Here is a 14886-nt window from a genome sequence, read left to right as displayed (position 1 = left end):
GGGGTGAGTTGCGGTCGCGCCCACCCTTCCAGCCGGTGGCTACCGAGAGGCGTCTGTCAGATGAAGTCCCGGTGAATGCTCGTGGTGCCGCCGAACCCATCGGTTGCTCCGTAATCGCCGTTTTCGAGGTCCTGAAGGGCCGTTACGGAGCAGTCGATGCGGCCAGTACGGCATGCACCCGACTCAGCCGGTCCAGCCACCAGTCCCGGCGTTCCGGCGAGGCGGCGTGTTCGGCCAGCAGCTCGAGTGCCGGGCGGACGTCGCGCAGGGCGATCTCGCCGTCGTCGGGTACCAGCGGATCGTGAGTGACATCGGCGGCGAGCAGGGACACCGTGCCCAGGCCGCAGGCATACGGCAGCTCGGGCAGGGCGGCAGCCAGTGCCAGTCCGGCCCGTATCCCCACCGAGGTGTCCAGCGCCGAACTCACGACGGCGGGCAGCCCGGCCTGCGCCACGATCCGCAGGGCGCGCCGCACTCCCCCGAGCGGGGCCACCTTGACGACGATCAGGTCCGCGGCGCCGGCCCGCGCCACTTTGAGGGGGTCGTCCTCCTTGCGCACGCTCTCATCCGCGGCGATCAGCACGGGGACGCCGGCGGCCCGGAGCTGCCGCCTGACCTCGGCGAGGCCCTCGATCTCCGGCACGGGCTGTTCGGCATATTCGAGCCCGACGGCGGCGAGCCGGGTCAGTGCCGCAACGGCCTCCGGCACGTCCCAGCCGCCGTTCGCGTCCACCCGGATCGCGGCGTCCGGCAGCGCCGCCCGGACGGCCGCCACCCGGGCGGCGTCGTCGTCCAGGCTCTGGCCGCGCTCCGCGACCTTGACTTTGACCGCGTCCACGCGGCCGAAGCGGGCCAGGATCTCGGGCACCCGGTGCGCCGGCACGGCAGGAACCGTGGCGTTGACCGGGATGCTGTCCCGCAGCGGCGCGGGGAACCCGTCCCAGCCGGCCTCGATGGCGGCCGTAAGCCAGCGGGAGGCCTCGGGGTCGCCGTACTCGGAAAAGGGACAGAATTCGCCCCAGCCCAGCGGCCCGCGGAGCAGCAGGGCCTCCCGCTGCAGGATGCCCCGGAATTTCACGCGCATCGGCAGGCTCACAACATGGGCGCCGGCCAGGAGTTCGTCGAGGCCGGGCAGGGGCGCGGCGGGACGTGCCGGGGGGTCCATGGGGAGGGCAGGCATGGAGCCACTGTACTGGGAATGCACTGCGGGGAATGCACTGCGAGAAATGTACAGCGGAGCTTCCCGGTCACCGGTCTGGGGCACGGGGCACGGGGCACGGGAACGCGGCACCGGGAACCCGGCATGCATCCTTGATTGGGCCGGCGTCGACTGGGGGTGAGTCCCTGGTCCAGGAAACTCGTCTCCGCCGGCCCCGCTCAAGGAGCGCCGTGCCGGGGACAAGCCGCGGCAGCACACACCCGACTCTACAAATCCTGGCCCGGCGGCGCACCAGTAGTGAGTACTCGTTTATTGACGGGCACTACCCTCCGCGCCGCGCGCCGGCCCTTCAGCTGGCGCGCAGGGTTCTATGGGACTCTTAATGGCATGACTTTTCGGCAGGAACGCACCCCTTGGGACCCGTCTGCCCCGGTCTATGAAACAGAGGCCCGGGAGGTACTGGTCCAGGAAACACAGGTTGCGGAAACACAAGTCCTCCCGGCGAGTGCGCCCGAGACGCCAGAGCGCAGCACGCGGGACCGCACAACACCGGATCCGCAGGCGCGGTGGTCCCCCGGCAAGGCCACGGCAGCCTTGTTCGTGCTGGCCACGGTTGCCTGCATCGCTGCGCTGGCCGTCACCTATGTCTTCTTTGTCCGTACCACCACGGGCCAGTTCATTGACGAATCGGCCCTCGTGGAAGCCGTGGCGCTCAGCGGGACCGCGGGCAAGGCCGCCACCAAGCTGTTGGACTGGCTGCCGGCGCTCTCCGTGGTGATCGCGTCGGTTGTGGTCGTGTTCGTCACCATCCTGCGGCGCCGCTGGTCTGCGGCGGTGATTGCGATTGCGGCGTGCGTGGGCGCCAACCTTGCCACCCAGATCCTGAAGGACTGGCTTCCGGTCCGGCCGTACCGCGGGGTTGAGACGCTGGAGCTGAATTCGCTGCCCTCGGGCCACACCACCATGGCGGCCTCGGCCGCCGCCGCCGTGTTCCTCATGGTTTCGCCGCGCTGGCGGCCGCTGGCCGGCTATCTGGGCGGCAGCTTCGCCGTCGCCACGGGCGTGTCCACGCTGATCAACCAGTGGCACCGGCCCGCCGATGTGATGGCGGCCTTCCTGGTGGTCGGGGCTTTCATGATCCCGGCCGGCTGGCTGATCATCCGCCGGGGCCCGGGCTGGAACGTCTGGAACGGCTACAACGAACACTGGGCCTCGGCCAGGGTATGGGTGGCGCTTCCCGTGCTCACCGGTCTTGCCGCGGCCGGGGTGGCGGCCGTCGCCTTGCTGAGCATCGGCCCGGGCGGCCAGGAGGTCAGCACCACCAGCTACTTTTGGGCCGGCACGTCCCTGATCGTCATTGCCGGCTACCTCGCAACGGTGGCCGGCGTGTGGCTGTTCGGCTTGGCCGCCCTGCAGCCGGACCCACGACGGCGGGACAGGCCCCTGCACCAGGAACGCTAGCGCGGCGCACGTAGGCCCGGGAACAACAGCGCGCCCGGGCCTAAGCAGATCCTGCGATAGCTACTTGAGGCGTGCGCAGATGTCCACGGCTTTGCCTCCGCTGGAGTCCACGGAGAGCACGTTCACGGTCGTCGGCGAGTCAATGGTGAGCTTCAACTGTCCGGTGTACTGGAAGGCCCCGGCCCCGGGCGCATCTGTCGGAAAGAAGATAAACCCAAAGTGGCCTGCGGCGCTGAACGTCCAAGTTTTTCCGTCCGGATTTTGGGTGAATTTGGCCACTGTTCCGGCCGTGTTTACCCTGTACGTCTTCCCGTTGCTCAAGTTGGTATAGGTCAGTATGACTCCCTTGCCAACCTGAAAGAAGTTGCCGTTTTTGAAGTCAATCCGTGTAATCTTTCCGCCGGTGCCGGAGACGCCCAGATCAAAGCCGCACGCTAGGTCGGCCGGAACAACAAAATCCGGCGGGTTGGGCGGACGTGTGACAGTTGCACCCGCGGGCGAAGCAGCAAATAGCAGAGCCGCTGTTGCGGCCAGGGGCGCGAACCAGCGGGACTGTTTTCCTAACATGAGCATCTCCTCATTTTTTTGCGTCGAAACGCATCACCCGTCCGGGCGGAGACCATGCGCTGCAAATAATCACGGGCGGACCCTGACTGCGGCACTCGTGCCGCCCCACAAAGGGCCGGTCTCGATGCACCGGCGCGGTTCCCCGACCTTACTGAGCCCACGCAGGCGTCGCCCGAGTAGTCGCTACCTGTTAATCACTGCCTGCTTGGGCGCCGGCGCCCCGGCCGGTCAGTAGTTCCGGCGGTGTTTGAGCCGCGGAATGGTCACGGCGAAGACGGCCGCGGCGGCGAAGCCGATCACACCGGTCGCGGCCACGCCGGCCCCGAGAGACACGGCGGCGGTGACGGCGGAGAGCAGCACGGGCCCGCCGGTCGCGCCGGCGTCGGCCATGAAGCGCCAGATGCCCAGGAACTGGCCGCGGCCGTTGTCCGGCGAGAAGTCGGCCCCGAGCGTCATGTTCAGGCCCGAGCTGATCCCGTTGCCGAAGCCGATCAGGAGCGCCGCCAGCATGAGCGAGACGAAGCCCGTGCTGAGCGGAATCAGCACCATGGCCGTCCCCATGATCAGTGTGGACGGCACGGCCACCCATTGCCGGCCCTTGCGGTCCATCAGCTTTCCCGCCGGATAGAACACCAGCATGTCGATCGCCCCGGAGATCCCGTAGATCAGCGAGGCCTGGGTGGGGTCCAGGCCCAGGTGATCGGCCCACAGCGGGATGACCACCTGGCGCGAGGCGCGCAGCCCGCTCAGCAGCAGCACCCCGGCCCCCACGCTCAGGAAGACGCCGGCGTGGGACACCGCGACGCTGCGCAAGGTGGGCTGTTGCACGGGAAGGCCGTCGGCCGGTTGCGGCTTCGCCTCGAGGTCGGGGATGGTGACTGACACGGCCGCCGCGGCGGCCATCGCCACGACGCCGGCCCAGTAGGCCCCGCTGATGCCGGCAAACTGCATCACGGCGGCGCCAACGAACGGGCCGATGAAGATCCCGATCCGGTTGACGCCGCCGAGGGTGGACAGGGCCCGGGCCCGGAGCATGACCGGCACGGCCTCGGTCAGGTATTTTTGCCGGGCCAGGCTGAATACGCTGGCGGCCATGCCGACCACCACCATCGCCGCTGCCAGCACCCAGAGGCCGCCGGAAAACAGCGGAGCGACCGCCGCCGCGGCGAGGGCGAACGCGCTAGCGGCCGCGGCCCCCACAATCGCCCAGCGTTCCCCGAATTTCAGGGTGATCAGCGACGCCGGCAGGTTGAAGAACCACGATCCGAGGCCGATCAGCGTCACAATCAGCGCGGCCCCGGCCACGGAGGCGCCAAGATCACGGGCGGACAGGGCGACCACGGGCAGGATCGCGCCCTCCCCCAGGCTGAACATGAGGGCCGGCCCGAACGCGGGAACGGCGATGCTGCGGAGGCTGAAGGGCGCGAGGCGTGTGGTGGTCATCCCCTTCATCCTAGGCACCCGCCGCGGCCGTCCCTGCCCTAAGCGTCGAAGTGGGTGCGGACTTCCTCGCTGGTGAGGTGCCGGAGCACGTCCTCGGCGACTTCCCGGAGCTTTTGGTTCCGGTTGCTGGAGACCCTGGTGAGGATGGCCATGGCCTGGTCCTGGGAGCAGCGGTTCTGGGCCATGATCACGCCGCAGGCCAGATCAATGGAAGTGCGGTGTTCCATGGCCGCCTGGAGATCTTCGGCCCGGGATTGGAAGGTTCCGAGCCGCACGGCCAGCCGGAGGGCGCGGCCGGCGAGGTCGGCGAATCCGGCCGCCTCCGCAATGATGTCGTCCGTGAACAGCCCGGTGTCCGCGCCGAAGAAGTTCAGGGCCGCGGCGGCGTCGTCGCCGATTTCCAGCGGAACGCCGAGCGTGCTGCGGCACCCGTTGGCGGCAAGTTGGCGCTGGTAGTCGGGCCAGCGGGGATCGGCGTCGACATCCGCCAGCAAGACCACGGACCTGGTCCGCAGCGCCTCGATGCAGGGGCCGTCACCGAGGGTCTGTTCGATGCGGTCCAGGGTGACCGCCCGCTGGCTGCTGCCCGCGACCGTCATGGTCCGCTTGCGGCGCTGCAGGGTCACGCCGCACTCAATCTCGGCGCCGGTCGTACGGCTCAGCGTGGCGGCCGAGAACTCCGCAAGGCGGCCCAGGAAGTCCTCGACGTTGTCGGTCCCCAAAAGCAGGTCCTGGAGGTGGCGGGCGGCGTCGACCCCGAGCGAGTTGTTGGCCATGCTCAAATGTACCGCGGAGGTCGGCACGGGTCGCGCTTAGACGTACCCGTCGACGATTGCCGCGGCGATCTCCCGGTACGCGCGCCGCGTTTCGGGGCGAAGCACATCAAGGGTGACGAGGTCGCCGTCGGCCACTCCGCGGTCGTGCGGAACCGCGATCAACTGGCGGCAGATGCCGGACAGGTGTTCCTCGATGGCGTCCTTGTCCACCCGGGTGGACACCTCGTCCTTGTCCGTGATGACCACGACGGCGTTGCGGGCCAGGTCTTCGTAGCCGTGGCTGGCCAGCCAGTGAAGCGTGCTGCGGGCCCGCTTGGCGCCGCTGACGGCATAGCCGGCCGCGATGATCAGGTTGTCCGCCGACTGCAGGATGCCGCTCATGGCATTGTGGGTCACGCCCGTGCCGCAGTCGATCAGCGCCACGGAGTAGTAGGCGGAGATGAGCTTGCGGATCCGCAGGTATTCCTCGGCCGTCAGCGAATCTGAGACCTCGGGGTCCTGCTCGCCGGCAATGAGGTGGAGCCTGCCGGCGTGGTGCATGTAGCGGGCCAGGGCGGTGAGGGAATCGACTGACTCGATGTTCCTGAGCAGGTCCGTGATGGTGCGCGGGCTCTGCTGCTGGTAGATCCCCTCGCCGAGGGCGCGCTCGACGAGATCGCCGGAATCGGGGTTGGCGTCGATGGCGCACGGAGGATCGCCGCGGAACTCGGCCAGGGTCAGTCCGACGCCGACCGTCGTGGAGGTCTTCCCGATGCCGCCCTTGAGGCTCAGGACGGCCGTGTTGTAGCTGCCCTGGAGCTGGCGGGAGATGCGCCGGGCCAGTTCGTCTTCCTCACGCTGCCTGGCGCTCGGGCCAAGGTTCAGGCCGCCGCCGGTCAGGTTGTAGAGGGCACCGCGGAAACCGCCGACGGGCCGGGGCTTCTGCTCGCGGACAAAAAGACCCGGTGAGCTGATGAAGTCGGGCAGCGGGGCGTCGGCCAGGGCCGCGGCTTTGCTGGCCGAACGGGTGGAACGGGTGGGCTGGGCGGGCACGGCAGGTGCGGCCTCGGGGGCAGGCGGCTTCAGCACGGGATCCTTGGACGGTTTGGCAGGCTGCGGGCGCGCCGGCGCGTCAGCGGCAGCGGCGGCCTCCGCCCAGGAACTGCTGGGGGCTGTTGGGCGCTGTTCGGCCTGGTTGCTCGAAATGATGGGCATGGTTCCTGTCCAGGCGTCGGAGTCGTCGCCGCGGCGGCGGTCTCTCCGACGCGGGAGTTGGGCCTGCTCTGCAGCTGTTTCAGCTTCAGCGAGGGCGTTGGCGGTCTTGTTTTCGACCGGTTCTGGCATGTTCGTTCCCCCCAGGGATCACAGCGCAGACCGCTGCAGTGCTCGATTGACATCGTTCAAGGAACAAGTCTAGGGGCAGTAATGAGCACACTTACCATTACCGCCAATTTCCCGGCCCTAGCGGTGGGCCCGCGTGTCCTGCAGGCGCTTGATGAACCAGCGCGACTGTTCGGGGCCGTACGGCAGGATCGGGATGGCCTTGGTGGCGTCGTCCGGGGTTTCCCGGGTGGCCTGGATCGCCTGCCGGACCGCGGTGGTCATGGTGTTGGCCATGGTCTTGACGAACTGGTCCGAGCACGGTTCGCCGTGGCCGGGAATCAGGAATTCGTAGCGGTGCCGCAGCGCGGAGAGGTGCCGGAGGGCGTCGGCCCAGTCTTCCGGGAATGAGTCCTCGAAGGACGGGTGGGAACCCTGTTCGACGAGGTCGCCGGCGAAGAGGGTGCTTGCCGTGCCGACCAGGAGGTCGCCGTCGGTGTGTCCGCGGCCCAGATAGAACAAGGTGGCGGTCTGCCCGCCAAGATCCACCAGGACCGGCTGGTCCTTCACGATGGCGTTGGGAACCACCAACTCAGCGTCGGAGCCCTGACCGGCCGCCATTTCGGGTTCCGCGGAGGCCACCAGCCGGCGCTGCTCGTCACCGTTCTCCTCGATTTCCGCGGCGCAGTTCTCGTGAGCCCAGAACTCCGTGACGCCCTCACTGGCGAAGACTGCGTTGCCGAAGAAGTGGTCATAGTGGGCGTGCGTGTTGACCACGACGAGCGGCAGCCCGGTCTTTTCCCGCACGGCAGCCAGGATCTCGCGGCCCTGCCGGGGCCCGCCGCCGGTGTCGATCACCATGGCGCGTTCGGTGCCGACCACCAGACCCGTGTTGAGCAGGGAACCTTGAGTTGTCAGTACGTAGTTGTCCGGACCGACCTCGAGCCATCGTGACATTGAATCTCCGTATTTCCGACGCTTTTCCGGCATTGTTGGTCCAGCGTTGTTGGTGCTGTACAGGCCTCGATTCTACCCGCGCTGGCTGGCATTTCCCTTCAGGGCATGCCCGTCCCGTCCCTGTGGCGGGTATGCCCGGACCCCTCGTCGTGGCCCGCGCGGCGGTGTAGCCTGTGGGCTACTTCCCTCGATGAGCCAGGTGCTCCACCGAACGAATGGGGGTGGCTCCCGTTGAAATCCGGCACGTCCCTGGAACGGATGGTGTTCTTCAGCGATGCCGTCTTCGCCATCGCCCTGACCCTCCTGGCCCTGGACCTGAAACTGCCTGAAGGAATTCCCGCGGACCAGGTGGACGACGCCCTGGTTGCTGCCCTGCCGCAGCTGCTGGCGTACGCCCTGTCCTTTGTCATCATCGCCAAGACGTGGATGTCCCACCACTCCGACTTTGCCCTGATCCGCCGCTTCAATGCGAACCTGGCCTGGCTGAATCTTGCCCTCTTGTTCTTCATCGCCATGCTGCCCGGTCCGACGTCGATCCTCAGCGACTACGGGGACGACCCCACCCCGTGGCCCAGCGTCCTGTACGCCGCCAACATTGCCGCTGTCTATTTGATGCTGGCGGCCATCTGGGGCTATGCGAAGCATGCGGGGCTCATGGACCGCGAGATGGCCGCCCACGTCCACCGCCGGATCTTTTATGCGCGGATTGCCGTGGCGCTGGTCTTCCTGCTCTCAATTCCCGCGGCGTTCGTCCTCAAGGCCTACACGCCGTTCGCGTGGCTGCTGCTCCTGCCGGCGTCGTGGCTGGCACGGTGGCTTTCGGCGCGGCCGGGGACCGCAGGGGCCGCCGGGGCCGCACAAGAGTGATTGCGCGGCCCCTGTCCCCTCACCCGGGATGCAGATCCCCGGTTAAGCCTCACATGTCCGCGAGTGCCGACCCCGGGTTCTCGATCGCGTCCGCGACGTAGCGCAGGAAGCCGCCGGCCGCTCCGCCGTCGCACACCCGGTGGTCGAACGTGAGCGTCAGCTCGGTGACCTTGCGGACGGCGAGCTCGCCGTTGACCACCCAGGGCTTGTCGATGATCCGCCCGACGCCGAGGATCCCCACCTCGGGGTGGTTGATGATCGCGGCGGAACCGTCAACCCCGAACACGCCGTAGTTGTTCAGCGTGAACGTGCCGCTGCCCAGTTCCGCCGGGGTCGCTTTGCCCTCGCGCACGACGGCGGTGAGGCGGCGGATTTCGGCGTCCAGTTCGCGGGCGCTGAGCTTGTCCGCGTTCCGCACCGACGGCACCATCAGTCCGCGGTCAGTCTGTGCCGCGAACCCGAGGTTGACGCCGTCGAAGGCCACAATCTCCTGCATCGCCCCACCCGCCGCATCCTCCGTGGTCACGATCCGGGTGTTGAGCTCCGGGAACTTCTTGAGCCCGGCAGTGACAAACCGTGCGATGAAGGCCAGCAGGCCCGGGGTGTTGTGCGGGTCCGCCTTTTTCAGCGCGGCACGCATCTCCACCAGCGCAGTGGCGTCCACGTCCACCCACACCGTGGCTTCCGGGATCTCGGAGCGGCTGCGCGACATGTTTGCCGCGACGGCCTTCCGCACTCCCCGGACCGCCGTGCGTCCGGAAATGCCCAGACCGGTGCGCGCGTCGGTGCCGGAACCCGCGGCAGGCGCGGCCGGCGCGGCAGACTCCGCAGCAGCCGGACGCTCAACCACCGGCGACGGCTTGATGACGGCCTCAACATCGCGCCGCATGATGAGCCCGCTGGCCCCCGAGCCCTGGAGTTCCCCCAAATCAACCCCATGATCGCGCGCCATCCGGCGAACCAGCGGAGAAATAACGGCCCCCAATTTCCCGGGAACCCGGGTGCGCAGCAGCACCAGGTCATCGGCAGCCTTCTCGGCAGCAGAGACCCCGGAAACCGATTCGGCCCCCGCAGCCCGCTTAGGAGCCCGGGTCCGGCGGGCAACCCCATGCCCGCCGGGAGTCCCATAACCAATCAGGACATTGCCGGACCCGGCCTTCTCCTCCTCGCGATAAGCCTCAGCCGCAACAGCAGCAGGCGAAGAAACAGGAGCGGCGGCCGGTGTGCCAGCAGCGAAACCAGCCGGCGCGGATGATGCCGCCCCGGGAGTGGCATCGGGCCTTCCGGAGCCGGCAGCATCGTCCGCAGGACGAATGCTGTCCGGCGAAGGGGCGGGGGCGGCATCGCCTGTGGCGGCGCCACCGACGGAAGCGCCGGAAACAGCAACACCAACCGGCATCACAGAGATCAGCGGCTTGCCGACGTCGAGCGTCTGGCCGGGCTCGCCGTGCAGCACGGCCACGGTGCCGGCGTACGGGGAGGGCACCTCCACCATGGACTTGGCGGTCTCCACCTCGGCGATCGGCTGGTCCACGCGGATCTCGTCGCCCACGGCCACGAGCCAGTTCACGAGCTCGGCCTCGGTGAGGCCTTCGCCCAGGTCCGGCAGGAGGAATACTTTCGGTTCGCTCATGGTCAGTCTTCCCACTGGAGGTCGTCAACGGCGTCGAGGATGCGGTCCACGCCGGGCAGGTAGTAGTGCTCGAGCTTCGGCGCCGGGTAGGGCACGTCGAAGCCGGTGACGCGGCGGATCGGTGCGGCCAGGTGGTGGAAGCAGCGTTCCTGGACCCGGGCGACGATTTCCGAGGCCACGGACGCGAAGCCGTGGGCCTCGGCGATCACCACGGCGCGGCCGGTCTTGCGGACCGAGGCGCAGACGGTCTCATCATCGAACGGCACGATCGAGCGGACGTCGATCACTTCCAGCGAGCGGCCTTCCTCGGCGGCGGCGGCCGCTGCGGCGAGTGCCGTCGGAACGGACGGACCGTAGGCGATCAGCGTGGCGTCGGTGCCGGGGCGGGCGACGGCGGCCCGGCCCTCGGAGGACGTGCCGCGCTCGGTGTTCGCGGCGTGCTCGGCGCGCAGCGCGTCCAGGTCCACCTGGTCCTTGGACCAGTACAGCTTCTTGGGCTCCATGAACATGACGGGGTCATCGGAGTCGATGGCTTCGCGAAGCATCCGGTAGCCGTCGGCCACGGTGGCGGGGGTGAAGACCTTCAGGCCGGCCGTGTGCGCGTAGTAGGCCTCGGAGGAGTCGCAGTGGTGCTCCACTCCCCCGATGCCGCCGGCGTACGGGACCCGGATGACCATGGGCAGCTTGACGGCGCCCTTGGTGCGGTTGTGCATCTTGGCGACGTGGCTGACGATCTGTTCGAACGCGGGGTAGGCGAACGCGTCGAACTGCATTTCGATGACCGGGCGCATGCCGTTCATGGCCATGCCGACGGCCATGCCGACGATTCCGGATTCGGCCAGCGGGGTGTCGAAGCAGCGGCTCGTGCCGAAGGTCTTGGTGAGCCCGTCCGTGATGCGGAAGACGCCGCCGAGCATGCCGACGTCCTCGCCGAAGACCAGGACCGAGGGGTCCGCGTGCATGGCGTCCGCCATCGCGGTGTTCAGGGCCTTGGCCAGGGTGATGGTCTGCGGGCCGGCCTGCTCGGCCGCAACAGCAGCCTTGGCGGCGGCGCGGGCGGTCGCGGCGCTGACGTTGCCGTTCGCCTCGGAGGACGTGGTGATGGTAGGGCTCATTTCCCGGCCTCCCTTGAGGTGGATGCGGCGTCGCGGGCCAGTTCGTCGGCGAGCATGGCGGACTGTTCTTTCAGCTGTGGTGTGGGGGTGGAGAAGACGTATTTGAAGAGATCCTGCGGTTCCACCGGCACCTCTTCGCTGAGGCCCTCGCGCAGCTGCGTGGCTACCGCCTCCGCCTTGTCGGCGATCACGGCGGCGCGGTCGTCGTCCAGCAGGCCGCGGTCCGTCAGGTAGGTCTGCATCCGGCTCAGCGGGTCCTTCGCCACCCATTCGGCGACTTCGCTGTCCTGCCGGTAGCGGGTGGCGTCATCGGCGTTGGTGTGCGCCTGCATCCGGTAGGTGTGCGCCTCCACCAGCAGCGGGCCGGAACCTTCCCGGGCGAGCTTGACGGCCCGGCCGAGGACGGCGAGCAGTGCCACGATGTCGTTGCCGTCCACGCGTTCGCCGGCCATACCGTAGCCCACGGCCTTGTGTGCCAGGGAGGGCGCAACGGACTGGTGCGCCAGCGGTACGGAGATCGCGTACTGGTTGTTCTGGACGAAGAAGACCACTGGCAGGTGGAAGACGGCGGCGAAGTTCAGGGCCTCGTGGAAATCGCCTTCGCTCGTGGCGCCGTCGCCGCACATGGCCAGGACCACGGTGTCCTCGCCGCGCAGCTTGGCGGCGTGGGCAACGCCGACGCCGTGCAGCAACTGGGTGGTCAGCGGGGTGCACTGGATGCCGACCTTGTTCTTGGCGGGGTCGTAACCGCCGTGCCAGTCGCCGCGGAAGAGCGTCATCGTCTGGACCGGATCCACGCCCCGGGCCATGACGGCCACGGAGTCGCGGTAGGTGGGGAACAGCCAGTCACCCTCGGCAAGGCACAGTGCGGCGGCAACCTGGCACGCCTCCTGGCCGTGGCTCGAGGGGTAGACGGCCATGCGGCCCTGCCGGACCAGCGCGGAGTTCTGGTCATTGACGCGGCGGCCGATGACGAGCTGCTCGTAGGCGGCCATCAGTTCGGTCTCGCTGGGCAGGCTGTACTCGTGCCCCGGCTGGGTACCCTGTTCCGTGTGGGGATTCAGGGTTCCGTCCGGGCCCACCATCTGGATCTGGTGGCGTGCGGGCAGCATGTAGTCCTCAACGGTGATACCGAACTTGCTCACGGCATCACCGGCTGGATCTTGTTGCGCGGCCTGCTGCGCAGCTGGCTGCGCAGCGTGGTCTGCGGAGATCGTCATTGGTCCGTCCTTCTGTAGCCACTAATCTTTCCCAGTATGCCGCCAGCTGATGTTTCGTATCCACCTCTCCCGTGAATCGTGGAGATGTCCACAAATTTGCCCTAGTCTGGAAGACAAATCGTAAGTGTGAGCTGGATTACCGGCGGGGGTCGTAGACGAATGGCAGAGCTCGAATCAGAGCAGGTGGCGGTACCGCTGGACGATGTGGACCGGAACATCATCGCGGAGCTGACCCGGGACGGCCGGATGTCGGTGACACAGGTGGCCGAGAACGTCCACATTTCCCGCGCCCACGCCTACACCCGGATCGCCCGGCTCACGGGCGAAGGCGTCCTGACCAAGTTCACCGCCCTGGTGGATCCCATCAAAGCCGGGTTGAAGTCGTCTGCCTACGTCACGCTGAAAGTGCGCCAGCATTCCTGGCGCGAGTTGCGCGAACTCCTGCGCGCGATCCCCGAGGTCCATCACATCGCTCTGGTCGGCGGGGACTTCGATGTCATCCTGCTGGTGCGCGCTGTGGACAACATCGACCTTCGCCGGGTGATCTTCGATCAGCTGCAGTCCATGCCCGGAGTCCTGGACACCCAGACGTTCCTGGTGTTCGAGGACCTGGACACCCGCTAACTGACGAACGCTTTCATCCAGGCCCGGAGCTCTTCGCCGAATTCCACCCGGTCGGCTGCGATCGAGATGACCGCCTTGAGGTAGCTCAGTTTGTCTCCGGTGTCGTACCGGCGGCCCCGGAAGACCACCCCGTAGACGCCTCCGCCCTCGCAGTCGGACACGGCAAGGGTCTGCAGCGCGTCCGTGAGCTGGATTTCGCCGCCGCGGCCGGGCGGGGTGTCCTCCAGGACATCGAAAATCTCCGGATGCAGGATGTACCGGCCGATCACGGCCAGGTTGGACGGGGCCTCGGCGGCGGCGGGCTTCTCCACGAGCCGGTTGACCCGCACATGGTCCTCGCCCGGCACCGCCGAAACGTCGGCGCAGCCGTAGGCACTGATTTCCGCCGGATCCACCTCGATCAGGGCCACAACGGAGCCGCCAGTCCGGGCCTGGACATCCATCATGGATGTCAGCAGCTCGTCCCGCTCGTCGATCAGGTCATCGCCCAGCAGGACGGCGAACGGTTCGTACCCGACATGCTGGCGGGCGCAGAGGACGGCATGACCGAGCCCCTTGGGGTCGCCCTGGCGCACGTAGTGCAGCGGGCCCAGGCGGGAAGCGTGGCGGACGGCCTCCAGCCTGTCGAAATCACCCTTGAGTTCGAGGGCGTGCTCCAGCGAGGGCTCGCGGTCAAAGTGGTCCTCCAGCGCCCGCTTCTGGCGCCCGGTCACCATGAGCAGATCCGTCAGCCCGGCCCGGACGGCTTCTTCCACCACGTACTGGATGGCCGGCTGGTCGACCACGGGCAGCATTTCCTTTGGCATCGCCTTAGTTGCCGGCAGGAACCGCGTTCCCAGTCCCGCCGCGGGTATGACAGCCTTATTTACAGATTTCCCCAGAGTCATAACCGAACATTACAAGCGGGTTCCGGAAATGAGAATGCTTCGAAGCAAAGACGAGTACCCGGGAAATGCGTTTCCGGGACCCCCGACCAGGCCGGCCTTCAGCCCTTGAAAACCGGGCTGCGCTTCTCCTGGAAGGCCCGGAAACCCTCGGCGTAGTCCTCGCTCTTGCACAGCCGTGCCTGTTCTGCGTTTTCCTCTTCCATGGCCTCCCACAGCCCCAGCCGCTGGTCCCGGATGTGCGCGACGAGTTCTTTGCTGGCCCGGAACGCACCCGTGGCACCAGTGGCAACGTTGGCCACGATGGCGCGGGTATTCTCCAGCAGTTCCGCCGCGGGCATGGCCCGGCTGAAGAGGCCCTGCGCCACGGCGTCGGCGCCGCTCATGAGCTCGGCGGTGTAGATCAGGTCCAGGGTCCGGTGCATGCCGAGGCGCTCGGTGAAATACCAGTGCCCGCCCGAATCGAGGGTGGCGCCGAGCTTGGCGAACGGTGAGCCGACCTTGGCATTCTCTGCCACGTAGACCACATCCGTGGCCAGCAGCAGCCCCAGCCCCACGCCGAGGCAGGCGCCCTGGGCGGCGGCGAACGTGGGCGCGGGGAAGGCGCTCATTTTCTTCAGCAGCGGCTGGACGAGCCCGCCGAGGTAGGCCTGCGCGTCATCGCTCTCCGGTGTAACGCCGGCAATGTCACGGCCGGCGCAAAAGGCCCGGCCTTCGCCGCGGAGCAGCAGCGCCCGGACGTCGCCGCGCGCGGCGGCGTCAGCGGCGTCGTCGTACGCCCGGGACAAATCCGCGAGTGCCTGCTCGTCGAGGGAGTTCAGCTTGTGCGGGGCGTCGAGTACGACCTCGGCGACGCCGTCGGCAATGGAGAGGGAGATCAT

At 67.9% G+C, this 14886-nt stretch carries 14 protein-coding genes; 3 read left to right on the top strand and 11 right to left on the bottom strand.

What is annotated here, in order from left to right:
• Window positions 1-142: 142 nt before the first annotated feature.
• A complete protein-coding gene (locus AC1DKN_RS02660; protein ID WP_476870396.1) occupies window positions 143-1180 on the bottom strand; it encodes an o-succinylbenzoate synthase in 1038 nt (345 codons plus the stop codon).
• Between the two features lie 366 nt (window positions 1181-1546).
• Between AC1DKN_RS02660 and AC1DKN_RS02655 the strand changes: the two genes are divergently transcribed.
• Window positions 1547-2620: a phosphatase PAP2 family protein gene (locus AC1DKN_RS02655; RefSeq protein WP_476870395.1), complete on the top strand. Its 1074-nt coding sequence runs from the start codon at window positions 1547-1549 to the stop codon at window positions 2618-2620.
• Window positions 2621-2680: 60 nt separating this feature from the next.
• Here AC1DKN_RS02655 and AC1DKN_RS02650 read toward each other — a convergent pair whose 3' ends face one another.
• From AC1DKN_RS02650 to AC1DKN_RS02630, 5 genes are all read right to left on the bottom strand, one after another.
• On the bottom strand, window positions 2681-3187 hold the full coding sequence (locus AC1DKN_RS02650) for a hypothetical protein (RefSeq protein WP_476870394.1): 507 nt from the start codon (window positions 3185-3187) through the stop codon (window positions 2681-2683).
• A gap of 228 nt (window positions 3188-3415) precedes the next feature.
• Complete coding sequence (locus tag AC1DKN_RS02645) at window positions 3416-4630, bottom strand: MFS transporter (protein WP_476855600.1); 1215 nt, start codon at window positions 4628-4630, stop codon at window positions 3416-3418.
• 38 nt (window positions 4631-4668) lie between these two features.
• On the bottom strand, window positions 4669-5406 hold the full coding sequence (locus AC1DKN_RS02640) for a GAF and ANTAR domain-containing protein (RefSeq protein WP_476870393.1): 738 nt from the start codon (window positions 5404-5406) through the stop codon (window positions 4669-4671).
• 36 nt (window positions 5407-5442) lie between these two features.
• Window positions 5443-6729, bottom strand: coding sequence for a MinD/ParA family ATP-binding protein (locus tag AC1DKN_RS02635; RefSeq protein ID WP_476855598.1), 1287 nt, complete (start codon window positions 6727-6729; stop codon window positions 5443-5445).
• A gap of 117 nt (window positions 6730-6846) precedes the next feature.
• The gene (locus tag AC1DKN_RS02630; protein ID WP_459385497.1) at window positions 6847-7662 is read right to left on the bottom strand and encodes an MBL fold metallo-hydrolase; all 816 of its coding nucleotides are present in this window, start codon (window positions 7660-7662) and stop codon (window positions 6847-6849) included.
• Between the two features lie 231 nt (window positions 7663-7893).
• Here AC1DKN_RS02630 and AC1DKN_RS02625 point away from each other — a divergent pair, with 231 nt between their 5' ends.
• Window positions 7894-8529 carry a TMEM175 family protein gene (locus AC1DKN_RS02625; RefSeq protein ID WP_476859321.1) on the top strand — a complete coding sequence of 212 codons (636 nt, stop codon included), beginning with the start codon at window positions 7894-7896 and terminating at the stop codon, window positions 8527-8529.
• Window positions 8530-8578: 49 nt separating this feature from the next.
• On the opposite strand, the gene AC1DKN_RS02620 is transcribed toward AC1DKN_RS02625, so the two are convergent.
• The 3 genes from AC1DKN_RS02620 to pdhA are packed head-to-tail and all read right to left on the bottom strand — an operon-like array spanning window position 8579 to window position 12497.
• A complete protein-coding gene (locus tag AC1DKN_RS02620; protein ID WP_476870392.1) occupies window positions 8579-10162 on the bottom strand; it encodes a dihydrolipoamide acetyltransferase family protein in 1584 nt (527 codons plus the stop codon).
• Between the two features lie 2 nt (window positions 10163-10164).
• Window positions 10165-11277 (bottom strand): alpha-ketoacid dehydrogenase subunit beta, encoded by a 1113-nt coding sequence (locus AC1DKN_RS02615; protein WP_018775128.1) that lies wholly within the window; start codon window positions 11275-11277, stop codon window positions 10165-10167.
• Window positions 11274-12497, bottom strand: a complete 1224-nt coding sequence (pdhA, locus tag AC1DKN_RS02610) for a pyruvate dehydrogenase (acetyl-transferring) E1 component subunit alpha (RefSeq protein WP_476859318.1) — start codon at window positions 12495-12497, stop codon at window positions 11274-11276. Before pdhA ends, AC1DKN_RS02615 begins: the two co-directional genes overlap by 4 nt.
• Before the next feature lie 159 nt (window positions 12498-12656).
• On the opposite strand from pdhA, the gene AC1DKN_RS02605 reads away from it, so the two are divergent.
• The gene (locus AC1DKN_RS02605; protein WP_026537452.1) at window positions 12657-13121 is read left to right on the top strand and encodes an Lrp/AsnC family transcriptional regulator; all 465 of its coding nucleotides are present in this window, start codon (window positions 12657-12659) and stop codon (window positions 13119-13121) included.
• Here AC1DKN_RS02605 and galU read toward each other — a convergent pair.
• Complete coding sequence (galU, locus tag AC1DKN_RS02600) at window positions 13118-14008, bottom strand: UTP--glucose-1-phosphate uridylyltransferase GalU (RefSeq protein WP_476870391.1); 891 nt, start codon at window positions 14006-14008, stop codon at window positions 13118-13120. The genes AC1DKN_RS02605 and galU overlap by 4 nt on opposite strands.
• Window positions 14009-14106: 98 nt before the next feature.
• Complete coding sequence (locus AC1DKN_RS02595; RefSeq protein WP_476870390.1) at window positions 14107-14886, bottom strand: enoyl-CoA hydratase/isomerase family protein; 780 nt, start codon at window positions 14884-14886, stop codon at window positions 14107-14109.

The sequence above is a fragment of the Arthrobacter sp. 01N444 genome (assembly GCF_056399305.1).
This window is presented reverse-complemented; position numbering and strand designations above follow the sequence as displayed.